19 protein-coding genes are annotated in these 16,435 nt (G+C 39.4%); 11 read left to right on the plus strand and 8 right to left on the minus strand.

Annotated features, from left to right (window positions below; all coding sequences use genetic code 11):
- Positions 1 to 46: 46 nt before the first annotated feature.
- The 5 genes from ACFJIZ_RS17225 to ACFJIZ_RS17245 all read right to left on the minus strand — a co-directional run bounded on the left by ACFJIZ_RS17225 (position 47) and on the right by ACFJIZ_RS17245 (position 4,697).
- Positions 47 to 2,467 (minus strand): M14 family metallopeptidase, encoded by a 2,421-nt coding sequence (locus ACFJIZ_RS17225; RefSeq protein WP_379086800.1) that lies wholly within the window; start codon positions 2,465 to 2,467, stop codon positions 47 to 49.
- Positions 2,439 to 2,765, minus strand: a complete 327-nt coding sequence (locus ACFJIZ_RS17230; protein WP_379086803.1) for a M14 family zinc carboxypeptidase — start codon at positions 2,763 to 2,765, stop codon at positions 2,439 to 2,441. Before ACFJIZ_RS17230 ends, ACFJIZ_RS17225 begins: the two co-directional genes overlap by 29 nt.
- Before the next feature lie 147 nt (positions 2,766 to 2,912).
- On the minus strand, positions 2,913 to 3,047 hold the full coding sequence (locus ACFJIZ_RS17235) for a phosphatidate cytidylyltransferase (RefSeq protein ID WP_379086806.1): 135 nt from the start codon (positions 3,045 to 3,047) through the stop codon (positions 2,913 to 2,915).
- The gene (locus tag ACFJIZ_RS17240) at positions 3,040 to 3,723 is read right to left on the minus strand and encodes a phosphatidate cytidylyltransferase (RefSeq protein WP_379086809.1); all 684 of its coding nucleotides are present in this window, start codon (positions 3,721 to 3,723) and stop codon (positions 3,040 to 3,042) included. Before ACFJIZ_RS17240 ends, ACFJIZ_RS17235 begins: the two co-directional genes overlap by 8 nt.
- 47 nt (positions 3,724 to 3,770) lie before the next feature.
- On the minus strand, positions 3,771 to 4,697 hold the full coding sequence (locus ACFJIZ_RS17245) for a type II CAAX prenyl endopeptidase Rce1 family protein (RefSeq protein WP_379086812.1): 927 nt from the start codon (positions 4,695 to 4,697) through the stop codon (positions 3,771 to 3,773).
- Positions 4,698 to 4,750: 53 nt separating this feature from the next.
- Between ACFJIZ_RS17245 and dusB the strand changes: the two genes are divergently transcribed.
- The 3 genes from dusB (at position 4,751) to ACFJIZ_RS17260 (ending at position 6,959) form a co-directional block, all read left to right on the plus strand.
- On the plus strand, positions 4,751 to 5,758 hold the full coding sequence (dusB, locus tag ACFJIZ_RS17250) for a tRNA dihydrouridine synthase DusB (RefSeq protein WP_379086815.1): 1,008 nt from the start codon (positions 4,751 to 4,753) through the stop codon (positions 5,756 to 5,758).
- Positions 5,759 to 5,788: 30 nt separating this feature from the next.
- Positions 5,789 to 6,175 (plus strand): Co2+/Mg2+ efflux protein ApaG, encoded by a 387-nt coding sequence (gene apaG / locus ACFJIZ_RS17255; RefSeq protein WP_379086818.1) that lies wholly within the window; start codon positions 5,789 to 5,791, stop codon positions 6,173 to 6,175.
- Positions 6,176 to 6,359: 184 nt separating this feature from the next.
- Positions 6,360 to 6,959 (plus strand): hypothetical protein, encoded by a 600-nt coding sequence (locus ACFJIZ_RS17260; RefSeq protein ID WP_379086821.1) that lies wholly within the window; start codon positions 6,360 to 6,362, stop codon positions 6,957 to 6,959.
- A 66-nt stretch (positions 6,960 to 7,025) separates the two neighbouring features.
- On the opposite strand, the gene ACFJIZ_RS17265 is transcribed toward ACFJIZ_RS17260, so the two are convergent.
- Positions 7,026 to 7,721 (minus strand): zinc metallopeptidase, encoded by a 696-nt coding sequence (locus ACFJIZ_RS17265; protein WP_379086823.1) that lies wholly within the window; start codon positions 7,719 to 7,721, stop codon positions 7,026 to 7,028.
- 86 nt (positions 7,722 to 7,807) lie between these two features.
- Between ACFJIZ_RS17265 and ACFJIZ_RS17270 the strand changes: the two genes are divergently transcribed.
- From ACFJIZ_RS17270 to ACFJIZ_RS17305, 8 genes are all read left to right on the plus strand, one after another.
- Positions 7,808 to 8,953, plus strand: a complete 1,146-nt coding sequence (locus ACFJIZ_RS17270; RefSeq protein ID WP_379086826.1) for an NAD(P)/FAD-dependent oxidoreductase — start codon at positions 7,808 to 7,810, stop codon at positions 8,951 to 8,953.
- Between the two features lie 170 nt (positions 8,954 to 9,123).
- Entirely contained in the window at positions 9,124 to 10,005 is an 882-nt protein-coding gene (locus ACFJIZ_RS17275; RefSeq protein ID WP_379086829.1) for a hypothetical protein, read from the plus strand.
- Positions 9,995 to 10,276, plus strand: coding sequence for a helix-turn-helix transcriptional regulator (locus ACFJIZ_RS17280; protein WP_379086832.1), 282 nt, complete (start codon positions 9,995 to 9,997; stop codon positions 10,274 to 10,276). The genes ACFJIZ_RS17275 and ACFJIZ_RS17280 overlap by 11 nt, the downstream gene beginning before the upstream one ends.
- Before the next feature lie 32 nt (positions 10,277 to 10,308).
- Positions 10,309 to 10,722 carry a hypothetical protein gene (locus ACFJIZ_RS17285; RefSeq protein ID WP_379086835.1) on the plus strand — a complete coding sequence of 138 codons (414 nt, stop codon included), beginning with the start codon at positions 10,309 to 10,311 and terminating at the stop codon, positions 10,720 to 10,722.
- Between the two features lie 34 nt (positions 10,723 to 10,756).
- The gene (gene trmD, locus ACFJIZ_RS17290; protein ID WP_379086838.1) at positions 10,757 to 11,431 is read left to right on the plus strand and encodes a tRNA (guanosine(37)-N1)-methyltransferase TrmD; all 675 of its coding nucleotides are present in this window, start codon (positions 10,757 to 10,759) and stop codon (positions 11,429 to 11,431) included.
- Between the two features lie 186 nt (positions 11,432 to 11,617).
- Positions 11,618 to 11,965 (plus strand): 50S ribosomal protein L19, encoded by a 348-nt coding sequence (gene rplS, locus ACFJIZ_RS17295; protein ID WP_055133060.1) that lies wholly within the window; start codon positions 11,618 to 11,620, stop codon positions 11,963 to 11,965.
- 88 nt (positions 11,966 to 12,053) lie between these two features.
- Complete coding sequence (locus tag ACFJIZ_RS17300; RefSeq protein WP_379086842.1) at positions 12,054 to 13,280, plus strand: Glu/Leu/Phe/Val dehydrogenase dimerization domain-containing protein; 1,227 nt, start codon at positions 12,054 to 12,056, stop codon at positions 13,278 to 13,280.
- An 88-nt stretch (positions 13,281 to 13,368) separates the two neighbouring features.
- A complete protein-coding gene (locus tag ACFJIZ_RS17305) occupies positions 13,369 to 14,418 on the plus strand; it encodes a mechanosensitive ion channel family protein (RefSeq protein WP_379086845.1) in 1,050 nt (349 codons plus the stop codon).
- A gap of 752 nt (positions 14,419 to 15,170) precedes the next feature.
- Here ACFJIZ_RS17305 and ACFJIZ_RS17310 read toward each other — a convergent pair.
- Positions 15,171 to 15,830, minus strand: a complete 660-nt coding sequence (locus tag ACFJIZ_RS17310) for a phosphatidylserine decarboxylase family protein (RefSeq protein WP_379086848.1) — start codon at positions 15,828 to 15,830, stop codon at positions 15,171 to 15,173.
- Between the two features lie 68 nt (positions 15,831 to 15,898).
- Positions 15,899 to 16,435, minus strand: coding sequence for a hypoxanthine phosphoribosyltransferase (gene hpt, locus ACFJIZ_RS17315; protein WP_379086851.1), 537 nt, complete (start codon positions 16,433 to 16,435; stop codon positions 15,899 to 15,901).

Here is a 16,435-nt window from a genome sequence, read left to right on the forward strand (position 1 = left end):
CTCCTATTCGGGTCGAGGCTTCTATAGTTATGAACAGTTAATTAAATTATTTGTACAATTGGTTAAACATCCATTTAAATGTACCATGTGTTTGTGCTCTGAAGGTAATTTCTGGACCAAAGGCAAACAATTTACCTTTACCATAATCTGCCTCAAAAGCGGCGACACCATCTTGAAGATAGCTTTGGCCCCAAGCCCAACCACTACGCAAAGGAGTAGCATTGGCAAACCAAGCCAAAGGTTTGATTCTTCCGCTCGATACTGCATCTGGGCTCAGCTTAAATACAGGGCTATTGTCGAAATAAACATCGGTTGTACGATCAGTACCCCAGTTGGCAGGTTGTTTGGTATCTACTGCAACATTTAGTACGCTACCAGGCACATAATATTTCTCGGCAGGTAATCTTTTTTCTGTGCCATTTACCAATTCTACCATGGCATTGCGTACAGGTAGCTCTAAATGGGCCGCCAAGTTTGTGGCGCTACCAATGGCTACAATTTCGCCACCTGCCTCTAAGAATTTCTTCAATTGAGGGATTGATTTGTCTTGGCTCATGCGACCAATACGCGCTCTGTATTCTTCTGGGATAGATTCTGGGGCAGGGCCACCAAAACCACCTCTATTGCCTGCTGCAGCTGTTGCATTTGGATTGTATGCAGGAATAGAACCATCAACAAATACAATGACGTCGAATTTGTCTTTTAAGTTTCCAGCGTCAACATCTGGAGGGTAGATTACCGTAGCGTCAAAATGGTATTGCTCCATAATGAAGCGGATCCATCCCGAATCCATTGAACCACCATAAGTATCCCAAATCGCGATGCGAGATGGTGCGATCTTAACCGCTTTGGCCGGTTTTTGAGCGGCCATTACCCTCATTCCAAAACCATGTTCAGCTTTGTCTAAGATGCTTTTTGCCTTTGCAGATGCAGGAACATAGAAAGAACCGTCAGCAGTATTGCGATAAACTTCTGCTCCACCTTTTAACAATTCGTTTACGGCTAGGTAGCTTTCGTTTGCACTTGAGCTCAATACATAACCACTACCCGATGGAAGTGCTTTTGGCGTAGCCTTTAAGAGTTCGCCATAAGGAAGTTTTTCGAAAGGGCCGTCAAACTTGTCTAGAATCCTGTCAAATTTCACATTCATTAAGTATGCTAATGTCCAACCAGCGGCATCGTATGGGGCAATTGGAGGCCCTCCTTCGTATTTAAAATCATTTGGATGGTCTTGTGGTTCAAACATGTCTAAAATGTGCGGACGGAAGGCCTGGTCGGTTTTAACAATATAACTTCCGGCAGGATAATTTTTACCAGCAACAGTAAATGGAGCGGTTGCTTTTTGTACACCAATACCCGTTCTGATCAATGCGTTCAAGAAACGAATCGCTGTGGTAAAATCTGGTTGGTCGGCTGATAGGATATAACCTCTGGCATCTCTGTTTTGAGGAGCCTTCATTACTGTATCCAGATATTTTACAGGCATTCCTCCTCTTCCCGCACTACTTACAAGTGCAGCTCTATCTTTTTGATAAGCATCATTGATCGCGTCTATCTTTTTCGGAGAGAACGACCAAGTGTCTTTACTTCCTCTATCGATAGAGTTTTTACCCATTTGGTAGATATTGTACAATAACTCGTCGCTATAACGTTGTGCATATCCTAAAACGGCATAATTCAATGAAATTGAATAGTCGATAGAGTTTTTGAAATACCATTTTTGAGGCAATACAGGGTTTGGCGAATCACCGTTTGGCAATAGACGAGCGGGCACCAAAGGAATCTCCGAAGGTGTTGGTCCGCCAACAATCTCTGTCAATAGACCGATCATATTGTGGAAATAAGTAGTGGTACGTAAACCGCCATTATACCAAGTAGAAAACACAGAACCACCACGTTGCGTGTAGCCTGGTTTCCCTTCCACATTCATCCTGTTGTGCATCGCCGCACCTACGGCATCGATACTGGTCAATACCATTGGATCAAAAACATAGTTATATGGATCACGATACGGTGGGCCAGCTACTACCGTTCCGGCAGGACCTGCTTGGTGGTGGTTGTACATGATCTGTGGGATCCACTCTACAAAAAGTTGTCTGCCCATGTTTTGGGTCTCTTTAAGGTTAAGCATAAAGAAATCCCTGTTGTTGTCGTGCCCTGCATATTTTTCGTACAAGCGAGGTAAGCCACTTAAAGATCTTTTCTTTGGATTCTTCTCTCTCATGTACCAATCGCTTTGCAATTCTTGGCCATCAGGGTTGGCATGGGTCATCAATACAATTACCTTATCCAAGATATTGGTGGTTTCTGCATCTGTACGACTGGATAAATTGTAGGCCATCTGGATCAATTGGTGTGCCCCAACTACTTCGTTGGCATGCAAACCTCCATCGATCCAAACCACGGCTTTACCTTCTTTGGCCAATTTTTTGGCTTCTTCAGGGCTTAAACCTTCGGCGCGTGCCATTTTTTGAGAGATCTTTATAACGATCCAGGTTTTTCAAGTTTTCTGGCGAAGAGATGATCAGCATATATTGCGATCTTCCTTCTTCGGTTTTGCCTATGTCTACTAGTTTTACCCGCTTAGAAGTAGCGGCTAGTTTTTTAAAATAAGCTTCCGTTTGGGTGTAATTGGCCAATTGATAATCATCGCCAATGGTAAAACCAAAATGGGCTTTAGGTGTTGGTACTTCTTGCGCAGTAGCGTTTAAACTACCTACAATTAAAAAGGCCACACATAGCTTTTTAAAGTAGTTTTTTATCATAATTTAGGAATGTTGATGGTTATTATATCAAATATATAACAGAAAAGTATTTGAAATACCCATGCTGTAAATTTGTTACATCAACCCCTAATAAAATAAGAATTAGAAAAATATAATTTTTGAATAAAGGAAATGTAGATGATGGTTTTAATACAAAATCAGGTATAAATACACATAAACCACAGGCGCAGCAATCAATAGGCCATCAAAACGATCTAAAAAGCCACCATGGCCTGGTAAAAAGCTGCCAGAATCTTTTGCGTCTAGGCTACGTTTAAGCATCGACTCTACCAGATCGCCTAAAGTGCCAAAACAAACGATCAGAAAAGACATTCCCGCCCAGTATCAAGGGGCTCATTTCTGTAAACTGCATCGCGATCAGATAAGAAACAAGAATGCTGGTAAACATCCCACCGAAAAATCCTTCCCAAGATTTTTTAGGAGAATGTCGTTCAAATAAACGGGTTTTGCCAAACTTAACACCAAATAGATAAGCGCCAGTATCATTTGCCCAAAGCAACAATAAAAAGGCCAGCGGTAAATGGAAACTGTAATTGCTGAAATCGGCCAAGAAACCCAAAGCGAAAAAAAAGCAGAAAGGGATGGTTACATAAATAAAACCTACAAAGGTGTAAGAGATGTTGGCAAATGGAATCTTATTCTTTTTATACAATTCTAGAATAAATACCGAAAATATCAAAGGCACAATGAGCAATAGATATTTCAGCTCAAACTGAAAAAAATGATAGGCTGCCGTGAGTAAAAACATAACAGATGCTGCAAAAACCGCGATATTTCGGTGCGGGCGGATGCCTCCTATCTTAACCAGTTTGTAAAACTCTAAAAGTGCAACAATGCTTAAGGCCAAATAGAAAAAAGTGAAAGTATAGGCCCCTAAAAAAATAGAGCCAAGCATTACGATGGTAAAAAAGAAAGCGGTTATTGCTCTTGTTTTCATAAAATGGGTATGGTGTAAAATTGAAGATGGATAAGGTTTGTCATGGCTTAATGCTCTTGTTCTACTTGTTTGGTGGTTCCATCCTTTAAAAATTTAAGCAAAGCTATGGTTAATATGGCACTAATTACATAGCCGTACCAGGGTGTGGTCATGCCTTCGTCTTGATTGATCGGTAAGTTGTTCCGCTGAAAATACCAGGCCATGGTTACTGCAAAACCATTGTTTAAGAAATGGGCGAAAATGGTACACCAAATGCTTTTGGTCCAAAAATAGATGTACCCAAAACCAGCGCCTAGCAATAAGCGCGGAAAAAACCCGAAAAATTGGAAGTGGATTGTGCTAAATATAAACGCCGAAGTCCAGATGGCTACATGTGGGTTTTTGATCCAACGTAAAAACGTTCGTTGTAAAGCACCCCTAAAGATAAACTCTTCGCAGATGGCAGGAACAATGGCCACCACAAATAGATTGATCAGGTAAGCGCCAAACGAAGTCATTTTTAAAAGTGCGATGGTCGTTTTTTCACCTTCGTCTTCTAACCTTTTCATCCACGCTTGTATGCCTTTTAAAAAATCAGGAAGGACCATTTTTTGGTTCAACTCGTTCACAAAGCCCATGGCAGGCATGGCACAGGCCATGAGCATAAAAACCAGCAGCATCAATTGGGGTTTTGGCAGGGCCATTCCATAAAATCGATGTGGCTTTCTGCCTTCTGTAATGGCCAATAAAAGTGCTGGCGTTAAAAAAAGGCCAAGCTGTTGGGCCGTGAGTATGATTTTCATCGCCCCGATGTGCATTTTTAAGTTTGGATTAACCCCTACTAAACTTTGCACAGCATCAAAATCATACACCAAAAAGATGAGCGCAAAGGCCACCAATGCAAAAACAATCAACCCTACCAAAGCGTAAATGCCTAACAGTAAAAGCTGTACATAGGGGCTATTTTCTTTATTGGTTGTTTGGATGGGCTGCATTATTTGTAATATTCGTACCTTTGTACCTTTAATTTTGCATTGAAGATAGAAAAATGTCTGTAAAGATAGGAAATATAGATTTGGGAGAGTTCCCTTTGTTGTTGGCGCCGATGGAAGATGTGAGTGAATCACCTTTCCGTTACGTGTGTAAACAAGGCGGTGCCGATTTGATGTATACAGAGTTTATTTCATCAGAGGGATTGATTCGTGATGCCGCAAAAAGCAGAAAAAAACTAGATATTTTTGAATACGAAAGACCAATAGGCATCCAGATATTTGGAAGTGACATTGAGAGCATGAGGGAAGCAACGGAGATTGCAACATTGGCAGGTCCCGACCTCATGGACATCAATTACGGTTGCCCGGTTAAAAACGTGGCTTGTCGTGGAGCCGGTGCAAGTTTGCTGCAGGACATCGATAAAATGGTTAAAATGACAGATGCGGTAGTTAAAGCGACACATTTGCCTGTAACCGTTAAAACCCGCTTAGGTTGGGATGATAACACCAAAAATGTTTACGAAGTTGCGGAACGTTTGCAAGACATCGGTATTCAAGCTTTGACGATCCATGGCCGTACACGCGCACAATTATACAAGGGCGAAGCGGATTGGACATTGATCAGAGAAATCAAACGAAATCCACGAATCAAAATACCAATTTTTGGCAATGGTGATGTAGACAGCGCTGTAAAAGCCGCAGCTTGGCGCATGGAATACGAGGTAGATGGAATTATGATTGGTAGAGCGGCAATTGGTTATCCATGGATTTTTAGAGAGGTTAAACACTTCTTTAAAACAGGAGAATTTTTAGCGGGCCCAACTTTAGATGAAAGGATAATTGCCTGCACAACCCATCTCAATAAATCTATTGAATGGAAAGGCCCTAAAGTGGGGGTGTTTGAGATGAGAAGACATTACGCCAATTATTTTAAAGGATTGCCCGACTTTAAAAACTATAGAATGATGTTGGTGAAAGAAGAAAATATTGACACCATCCACCAGATTTTGGACGAAGTGGCAGAAAAATACGAACATATTTTACCTTTTTCAGAAATGGCTTGATTATTGAAAAGCATTTTATAAATTTAACAAATGGTTACAGCTATAACGCAAGGTGTAAAAATTTCGGTAGAAACCATTTACCAAGACGAACATTCTAATCCGGCAAACGAACATTTTATGTTTGCTTACCGTATAGAGATAGAAAATTTGTCAGATTATGCAATTCAATTGATGCGCCGTCAATGGTTTATCTTCGATTCGAACGGCTCTGTTAGAGAAGTAGAGGGAGAAGGTGTAGTTGGTGTTCAGCCCGTAATTGAGCCGGGGCATAATTATTCTTATGTATCGGGATGTAATCTAAAAACAGATATTGGAAGTATGCGAGGTCATTACCTTATGAACCGCTTGGTTGACGAGACCAGTTTTAACGTAGATATTCCAGAGTTTCAGCTCATCGTTCCTTATAAGTTAAATTAGATTTTTTCTGTTCCTCTTATTTGAAGTTAGGACCGCGCTTTCTATTGAGCCTATTGTTCTCCTATCTATCATGTGTTTTTTCCTCTGCAGATTCTAGCGGAATTAAAGGTTATCTAGTTTTCAAGCCAATTCACCCAGCGTGTTTCGAAAAAAAAGCTATATTTATTTTGAATACACTAAGGTTATGAAAACAAATCGGTTTATTATCTTCTTCATCGTTTTAACGCTTTTCTCTTGCTCAAGTAAACAGGCATCAGAAAACAATGATGTGCCAAAGGCGCTCAAGAATGAAAGTCTATCAATTAATGTGCTTTCTAAAAGACACTATGACGATCTTTTGGAAAAACTATACGAGGAATTGGCAAAAAATACACCGGAACTAAACGAGCTAGAGCTAAAAATTAAAGCCCTGAAGGAAAGTGAGGTTGATTCGACGGAAAAATTTGTTGATTATGACGGAAAGAACCAACGATACTATGGCAGTGCAAAAGGAAAAGTAACCGAAATAAGAGATTCAGTCCTAAGAGAAAGAATTAGGTTAATGATTGAGAACAGCGCATCAAAATATGATAAAAGTATTGTGAAACAGACAGCCCTGCTTAAGCAGATAGGAGTTAAAAAGATGTCATTGTACGACCTCCATATAACTTTAAAAATCATGAAGACTTTGCCACTTATCGAGCAATATCAAGCAACAAGTAAACCATCTAATCATTCATTAAATGGTTATTTTAAAGAAATCAATAAGACAATTATCTTAGCTGATAAGCTTGTTGAAAAGTAAAATTTTATTCCATTAAAAAGGCTGATACCATTGATATCAGCCTTTTCAGTTTTCATAGGTTGTATTTTAATCTCTACGGCTACCAAATAATACGGAAGCGTAATAGAGTAAGTTGGCAAGTGCACCTAAGGCCGCAACCACATAGGTCATTGCTGCCCACCATAAGGCATCTTTGGCCTGTACATTTTCTTCTTCGGTATACATGATGCTATGATTGTTCCTCAACCAAAGCAGCGCACGTTTGCTCGCATCAAACTCTACGGGCAGTGTAATAAAACTGAAGATGGTGATCAAGGCCAAGCCTGCCACGCCAATGGCCAATACAATTGGCGGCCCATTAAAAATAATCAGCATTACGCCAATCAACAATACCCATTGTAAAAGGTTTGATGAGATGCTTACTACCGGCACCATACTAGAGCGCAATTGCAACCAGCTATAAGATTTTGCATGCTGTACTGCGTGTCCACATTCGTGTGCAGCAACAGCAGCGGCAGCAACGCTACGGCCATAATAAACATCAGTACTTAGATTAACAGTTAATTCTGCTGGATTATAGTGGTCGGTAAGTTGCCCTTCCATGCTCATTACCTTAACATTGTATATGCCGTTATCGTGTAGCATTTTTTCAGCTACTTCCTTGCCCGAGAAACCAGAGTTGAGTTGCATTTCTGCATATTTTGAAAATTTATTTCTAAATCGCCATTGCACAAACATGCTCAACAATAATACCGGGATGATTAAAATTAAATAGGTTCCCATATCAAAAGTGTATGTTTTTCAGTTTCGTTAAATCAAAAAGTGTTCCCATATTTAACAGACATAAAAAAATTACAAATCATTTAGCGATGTACGATAACCTTTCTTATTGGGAAAAGAAAAATTTCTTTCACGCCGACGTCATCATTGTGGGCACTGGCATTGTTGGTCTAAATGCGGCCATTGAAATCAAGAGCTTGGCACCAAAAATTAGCGTTTTGATGCTGGAAAGAGGGTTTTTTCCGTCTGGAGCAAGTACAAAGAATGCTGGGTTTGCTTGTTTTGGTAGCATCTCCGAATTAATTGAGCAAGAAAAATTAAGTGGAACCGATGGCTTACACAGTCTGATTTCTAAAAGGTGGAAGGGACTTTTGAAGCTTAGAAATTTATTGGGAGACGAGCAGATTTCCTATCAGAACAATGGAGGTTTTGAACTTTTTAGGCCCCAACAAGCTAGCCTGACAGAAAAATGTGTAGCAAAATTAAGCCATTTTAACACCCTCATTGAAGATATTGTACTACAAAAAGACGTTTACAGGCAGGTTGATTATCGGATAGATGAGTTTGGTTTTAAAGGGATAGACGCCTTGATCGAATGTAGATTGGAAGCGCAAATAGACCCAGGAATGATGATGAAGGCCCTATTGGCCAAGGCTACAGCTATGGGAGTTCAGGTTCTGAACTGTTGCAAAGTAGAAGAGCTCGTTAGGGCAAATGATAAAATTGATTTAAAAACCGAACAAGGAACATTTACTTGTAAAAAAGCGCTGCTTACTACCAATGCCTTTATAAACGAGCTATTGCCAGACCTAGCTGTAGTTCCGGGTCGTGGACAGGTAATCGTTACCAAACCCATCCCTAACCTAAAGGTAAAAGGAACATTCCATTACGATTTGGGCTATTACTATTTTAGGAATATAGATGGTAGGATCTTGTTGGGCGGGGCCAGAAACCTAGATATTAAAGCAGAAGAAACCACTGAGTTTGGCGAAACCGTAGCTGTACAACAAGCATTACATAACTTATTAAAAGAAGTCATCCTGCCAGCAACCCATATTGAAATAGAACATAAATGGAGTGGGATCATGGCATTTGGACCAAAGTTAGCCCCTATTGTAGAAGAGTTACAAGCCAATATTTTTTGTGCAGTAAGGTGTAACGGAATGGGAATCGCCATTGGTAGCCAAACAGGGCAAGAAGCCGGAGAAATGGTCTTCAGGTCTCTTGACAACTAATTTATTTTTTTTCATTAATGCCCTTAATGATAGGATTTAAGGGGTTTTGTAAAATATTTTAATCTTTTAGTCAAAAATACTTGACATTAGTGTCAATTTTGTTTTACATTTGTTCAAACAAACTTGATGCGCAATCATGGAATCTATTGTAATACTTAAAAGAAATCAAAATGAAAAGTAAATTCCTGTTTCCAACATGGTGTAGTATTGTTGGTTACCTACTGGCTATTCCAGGCTTTGTGTTGGGTTATCTCAACATCTTTAACAAGTACCAGATCCCAAACTTTGGGTTTCAACTGAGGGCAAAAGATACCCTTTTCGAAAAGTCGGTAGAAAACTTTACCAATGAACTTGCCATTTTCTTGGTGGTTATTGGGCTACTACTGATTGCCTTCTCCAAAAGCAAAAAAGAAGATGAACTCAGTGCCAAACTGCGGCTTAATGCTTTGTATTGGAGCGTAATGACCTATTATTTAATTTATTTAGGCGCATTCTTATACAGTTTTATCATTGGCGAAATTCCTTTTGTGGGTCATGATGCTTCAGAACTGAACATCTTTACGCCTTTGCTGATCTTTATCGCCAGATATAATTACCTTAAGCATATTGATAAAGAAAGCTATCTGATCAGCCAGCCTAGATTCCTGCCCAATCAACCTTTTCGAAAAATAGGGATAATCCTTGCGGTGGCTGGGTTTGTCTATTTTGTTCTCGCCTTGATGATAGACCCCAACGGGATGCCCTATGTAACCACCCAAATCGTTTATTTGGTCTTCGTTGTTGGGTTATTGCTTTGGGCATTTTCACAAAACAAAACAGAAGATGAAATGCTCATGCAAAAAAGACTGGAAAGTCTTCAATTGGCCGTATATTTTAATTATTTGGTATTATTGATCGCTACAATGACATTTTACTCCTTCATCTTTTTATTTGTATTGACCATTGCACAGTTTTCTTTGCTGGTGTTTTTTGTCATCAGAATGGGATATGTAAGTTTTAAAGATAAGCAAACATTAGATACATTAGCGGAGGATTTGACCTATGAAAAATAACCTAAGAGTACAACGTGCTATCAAAAATATCACGCAGGCCGAATTGGCAGATTTTATCCAAGTGTCTAGACAGACCATCAATACCATTGAATCGGGCAAGTACGTGCCATCAACAGTACTGGCTTTAAAAATGGCCAAGGTTTTTAATGTTCCGGTAGAAAGATCTTTCAACTGGAAGAAGGAGATTGAAAATAAGAACCAATCTTCCCTTCATCGAGTGGGTTTAGCCTTTCATCGATTAGATGGATGTATTGACACTTCAATAGGTTAGCTTCATCATCATTAAAAACAAATCGTATTCCAATGAAAAAATTAATGTTGATTGTATTTGTTTGCGCTGCAATAACTGCGGATGCACAGATAAAAAAAGAGTTGAGTTTAAAACCCTATTGGGAAATCAAAGGTGCTGCTGTTGATCCAAATGATAAGACAACCAAAATCGGCATTGAGGTAAAAAATGTAAGTGGTCAAGGTAGAGTATTGTATTTCACCTCAAATACAACATTAGAGAGTGTAAAGGTGCTTTTCGTTGGCCTGCCTGCAGAAGTGCCGAATACCCTATTTCTTAAAGGCGTAAAAACAGGAAGTTTAAATCTTGATGCGGGGGCATATAAAAAAGGTCTTGCTAAGGGATATAGGTTGCAGTTCTATAAATTAAGGTCGCCAAGCCAGATCTGGGAAGCAACAGCAATCCAAAGAAATATCGCTACACCTTGACCAAACGCATGCTGCAAAATCTTATCTTTGCAGCATGCGTTTTGATATCATTTCCGTTTTGCCAGATTTATTGACAAGCCCTTTTGCACATTCTATTTTACAAAGAGCGCAGAAAAAGGGTATTGCCGAGATCATCGTCCATAATTTAAGGGACTACGCAACCAATAAACAAAAAAGTGTTGACGATTATCCTTATGGTGGTGGCAGTGGAATGGTAATGTCTATCGAGCCGTTTGCGCTCTGTATAGAAAAACTACAATCAGAACGCGAGTACGATGAGGTTATCTTTATGAGTCCGGATGGGGAAACCTTAAACCAAGGAATTGCGAATACGCTTTCGATCAAAAAGAACATCATCATTTTATGCGGGCACTATAAGGGGATAGACCAAAGAATAAGGGATATTTTTGTGACCAAAGAGATTTCTATCGGCGATTATGTGCTGTCTGGAGGAGAATTGCCAGCTGCGGTTTTGGTAGACGCCGTTGTGCGTTTAGTGCCTGGCGTTTTAAATGATGAGACCTCTGCCCTTTCGGATAGTTTTCAAGATGATCTGCTAGATGCGCCAAATTACACTCGACCAGCAGATTGGCGAGGACATAAGGTGCCAGCTGTTTTGTTGAGTGGGCATGAGGCTAAAATTAACGAGTGGAGGCACGACGAAGCGGTAAAACGAACACAAGAACGTAGACCAGACCTGCTCAAGTAAATCGTGTGGTCAGAAACCCAGAAAGTTAACGAAACAACAGGATTTAAGAGCGCCGCGCATTGTGGAAAAACTATAGTTTGTTAAAAAATAAATTTATTTTGAACATCACTTTTATTTTTAAAATAAATTTCCTAATATTGCAGTCCGATTTTAAACAACAAAAAATCGGCTTAATAGCTTAAAATCATGGATTTAGTAAAATTTGTAGAAGAGCAGGTAATCGCGAAAAATGAGTTTCCTTCTTTCAAATCAGGAGATACAGTGAGTGTTCACTATAAAATTCGCGAAGGTAATAAAGAACGTATTCAAATTTACCAAGGTGTTGTTATTCAACGTAACAGTGCTGGTGCAAACGAAACGTTTACTGTTCGTAAGATGAGTAATGGAGTTGGAGTAGAGCGTATCTTCCCAATTAATTCTCCAAATATTGATAAAGTAGAAGTTAACAGTCATGGTAAAGTGCGTAGAGCTAAATTGTTCTATCTACGTGAGTTAACTGGTAAAGCTGCTCGTATCAAATCTTTAAGAAAATAATATTCTTCAATAAAAAGATATAACCTTCACGATTAACTTCGTGGAGGTTTTTTTGTTTATATCTTTGCGGCACCAAATATGAATTGAAATGAAAGACTTGTTAAAAAAATACGAAGAAAAACAACCTGAGATTGTTTTTGAATGGAAAGATAAAGAATCTGAGGCAGAAGGTTGGGTAGTGATCAACTCTTTGCGTGGTGGCGCTGCTGGTGGTGGTACACGGATGCGTAAGGGCTTGGATAAACGTGAGGTAGAATCGTTGGCAAAAACAATGGAAGTTAAATTTACAGTTTCTGGTCCACCAATTGGGGGTGCGAAATCTGGTATCAACTTTGACCCGGCTGATCCTCGTAAAAAAGAAGTTTTACAACGTTGGTACAAAGCGGTTATGCCCTTGTTAAAAAGTTATTATGGTACTGGTGGAGACCTTAACATCGACGAAATCCACGAAGTTATTCCAATTACAGAAAGTTATGGTTTGTGGCATCCACAAGAAGGTGTAATCAATGGTCATTATCAAGCAAGGGAAAATGAGCGTATCCACCAGATTGGTCAATTGCGGTATGGTGTTTCTAAAGTATTAGAAGATCTGGATTATACACCGGATATCAAAAGAAAATACAAAGTAGCGGATATGATCACCGGCTATGGTGTTTCTGAAGCCATCAGACATTATTACAATATCTGGGGTGGAGAATTGAAAGGCAAAAAGGCAATCATCCAGGGCTGGGGTAATGTTGCTGCTGCTGCAGGATATTATTTGGCTCAGGCAGGCGTTAAAGTGGTAGGAATTATTGATCGTGTAGGTGGATTGATCAATACAGAAGGATTTACAGTAGAAGAGATGACCACTTTATTTAACAAAAGAGAAAACAATACATTGGTTGCGGCTAACTTGATCCCTTTTGCAGAGGCCAGTGAAAAGATCTGGAGCATTGGTGCAGAGATTTTTGTGCCTGCGGCTTCTTCTAGGTTGGTACAACAAGCAGAAGTAGACCAGTTGATCAAAGGTGGCTTAGAAGTAATCTCTTGTGGCGCGAATGTGCCTTTTGCAGATAAAGAAATCTTCTTTGGTAGTATTATGGAGCATGCAGATAACCATGTGGCCGTAATCCCCGACTTTATTGCGAACTGCGGTATGGCAAGGGTTTTTGCCTATCTGATGCAGCGAAACGTAGAAATGAGCGATGATGCGATTTTCTCTGATGCCTCTTCGGTGATCAATAAAGCATTACAAAATGTATATGCGGTATCTAAAAATAGAACAAACCTATCAAGTACAGCATTTGAAATTGCATTAAAACAATTGGTATAATGAATAGTGAATTTTTTGGACAGTTAATTTGGGGTAACACCGTACAGGCCTATTGTCTGTTTGGCGGTATTCTCTTGCTTGGACTCTATTGAAACGAGTTGTTTCTCGTGTTTTAAGTCAACTCTTGTTTAAACTGTTCAAAAAATTTGCCGACGAAGTAAAAATGGAAACTTTCATTGCGCTACTTTTAAAGCCGATTGAGTTTTTTATCACTTTATCTTCGTTGTACTTGGCTGTTAACCAGCTTAAACACCCCTTAGACGTAGCGGTATTCCATTACCATAAAGTTGTAGACAAAATAAAAGTACCCCAAGAGTTTACCTTAGGTGAGCTCTTGGATAAGGTATTTTTATTCCTCATTATCCTTTCCTTCTTCTGGATCATTTTAAGGATCATCGATTTTGTGGCGCATGTATTTATGTACAGGGCCGCTAAATCGGATAACAAGGCCGATGATCAGTTGGTGCCATTTTTAAAGGAACTTTTTAAGTTCATCATTTATTTTATCGGGTTTTTTGTGTTATTGGGCTATGTGTTTGAAGTAAATGCATTGAGCTTGATTACGGGGCTGGGAATAGGTGGTATTGCGATTGCTTTGGCGGCCAAAGAAAGTTTGGAGAACCTGATTGGTTCGTTTACCATATTTATGGATAAACCCTTTACTGTAGGCGATCTGGTTAAAGTTGATGGTGTAGAAGGAACGATAGAAAAAGTGGGCTTCAGGAGCACCGTTTTGCGGAGTACCGACAAAACAACCATTGTTATCCCTAACCGAGCGATGATAGACGGCGTTTTGGAAAACCTGACCCGCAGAAATTACCGTAGAGTTAAGTTTAACATCGGAATTGTCTATGAAACTGAGTCGGAGATGATCAAAAAGATGATTGCAGACCTTAACGAGTTTCTGCTGCAAAACCCCCATACTTCTGATGGTGTGGTTACTTTTGATAGTTTCGCAGATTCTGCCTTAAATATCCAAGTGCTATATCTGGTACAGAACATTGATTTTAACGACTACCTTAAAATTAAAGAAGAGGTAAACTATAAGATCATTGAAATTGTACATCAATATGGTTCGGATTTTGCGTACCCAACGCAGAGAACTGTTGGTGGCGATAAGGCTGTGGCAACAAAATAGGTTGTTGATAGAGATAGAGAAGCTTGCTTAAAAGTATAAGGTCGGAATTGTAGATTCAGGACTAAAATCAATTATTTCCTGCTACAATTTGATGGTTCTGTCGCTTCGCGGACAAACTTTTTTCCTTCAGCTGAAAAAAGTATGCAAAAAAAGCCGCAGCTGCGCCCTGTTCTGTTAAAGGAAGTAGTTGGGCTTATTTATTGCTTTCCGAACAGGCCAAGGCCGATTTTAGGAGACCGTTGAGGTGGTGCTTTGGCTTGAGATAGTTCCAAAAAAACTACTTAAATTAAAAGCATAAGGTCGGGATTATAAATCCAGATCAACATAATTTTACAACATTTTATTTGATTGGGAAAGCAGGTTTCTGTGCTTTTTTTAATGTTGCTCGGGCTTTCCATTCCAATCTTTTTGTAATGCTTCGCTATCCCAAAAAGGATTTCCATTTCAATCCCGTTTAACGAACGTAGGTCTATGCAACTATTTAGGGCTGAAGTTTGCTAAAAACCACTAGCTTGGTGATATAAACCTGATTGCAGTGGATGCTGATTCTTCATCAGCAGGAAAGAAAAGCGGGACTAGACTAGCCGAAAAGTTACTGATATTGCTTTCCTGAACCTTTAATAAATAGGGCCACTTTGTGTTTGACAAGGATTAGGACGCTAGTTTGTTCTATTAAAAATAAAAAAGGTCGAGATTATAAATCCCGACCAAGTATATTTTATAAATCGTAATAATGTTTTAAATGAGTTTAACTAGCTCAGTTCTGCCAATACGGTTATCCCGCCTTTAACTACTTGGTCTAATTGAAGATTAACCTTGGTTCCGATCGGTAAAAAGATATCAACCCTTGAACCAAATTTGATAAAACCAAACTGCTCTGTCTGTACCACTTGATCTCCTTCTTTGATGTACCAAACAATTCTACGTGCCAAAGCACCAGCAATTTGTCTGAACAATACAGGCGTACCATTTTGATGTTCTACAACGGTTGTGGTACGTTCGTTTTCTGTACTTGATTTTGGGTTCCAAGCGGCCAGATATTTACCTGGGTGGTATTTAAAAAATTTAACCACACCAGAAATGGGGTTACGGTTGATGTGTACGTTGATCGGCGACATGAAGATCGACACTTGTAAACGTTTGTCTTTAAAGTATTCTCCTTCTTCGGTTTCTTCTATCACCACTACTTTACCATCTGCAGGGCAGATCACCAGATTGTCGCCATTGGTAAAAGTCCTGCTCGGGTTTCTGAAAAACTGGAGCACAATTACGAACAAGGCAAAAGAAAGGATATAAACAAACCAACGTAGCCAAAAGATATCAGCAAATTTATAATCTACAACTGCGTTGATGATAAAAATAAATAATACAGTAAGTGCGATCGAGGTATAGCCTTCTTTATGTATGGTCATGGAGGTTTAATTTTAATATGGATGCAAAACTCGGAAAAAAATATCAGATTTTAACTGTAGGTTTAAAACTATACGGCCCTATAAATATCTTTCAGGTTTCTGCCTAAACCATTATAATCTAAACCGTAACCCACCACAAACTCGTTCGGGATTTCGAAACCTACATAATTGAGTTCTGCTATTGGTTCTTTTAAGGCGGCGGGTTTAAACAATAGGCTACAGACGGTTACTGAGGCCGGATTTTGTTCATGTACTTTTGCCAAGATATATTTTAGGGTAAGGCCAGTATCTACAATGTCCTCTACTACAATTACATCTCTACCGTTTAAATCGCTTGGTAAGCCAAAAGTTTCTTTGATCTCTCCAACACTTTCGGTGCCATGGTAAGATGCAACGCGGATAAAGCCAACTTCACAAGCAATGTCGATTTCTTTGATCAGATCTGCCATAAACAAAAAGCTTCCATTAAGCACGCCAATAAAAACGGGACAACGATTTTCGTAATCTACATTTAACTGGATACCAATCAAGCGGGTCCGTTTATTGATGCTGTCGTTCTCCAACAGGATTTCGAATTCTTTATCGTGTACTTGAATTTTGTTCAT

The sequence above is a fragment of the Pedobacter sp. UC225_65 genome, assembly GCF_042698365.1.
Classification (GTDB): domain Bacteria; phylum Bacteroidota; class Bacteroidia; order Sphingobacteriales; family Sphingobacteriaceae; genus Pedobacter.